The sequence below is a fragment of the Vibrio sp. 10N.261.55.C5 genome (assembly GCF_041470505.1).
In the GTDB taxonomy this organism is placed as follows: Bacteria; Pseudomonadota; Gammaproteobacteria; order Enterobacterales; family Vibrionaceae; genus Vibrio; species Vibrio crassostreae_C.
In genome coordinates this window covers 1-323 of the sequence record NZ_JBFRMS010000133.1, presented here as the reverse complement: position 1 = coordinate 323, position 323 = coordinate 1, and the positions used below count along the sequence as shown (strand labels likewise).

Here is a 323-nt window from a genome sequence, read left to right as displayed (position 1 = left end):
CGTCGAGATCATACCTTCAGCTACGCCAACGCAATGTATCAAATTACCTCCCCATTACGGCACTCTATCGTGAGTCAACAAGTCGAACTACGTAAGCAACTTGATGGTGGTTTTACGGCTTATTTTGCCGACCGAGAGTTATCGATTAAAGAGCTTACTGAGCCTAGCTCTAGGAAAGAATACGGAGAAGAGGTTCAGAAAAAGATCGAGGCTATAGAGCTTGCCAATGAGTTAGGGAATGTTAGAGAAGCGGCTCGACAAAGCGGTTGTTCTGTCAAAAGCATTCACAACAACCGTCAATTACTTGAAGCCCATGGCCCACT

1 pseudogene is annotated in these 323 nt (G+C 45.5%); it reads left to right on the top strand.

Annotation, left to right across the window (positions count from 1 at the left end):
• Positions 1-69: 69 nt before the first annotated feature.
• A pseudogene (locus tag AB4263_RS24270) lies at positions 70-323 on the top strand (ISNCY family transposase); the annotation flags it as partial.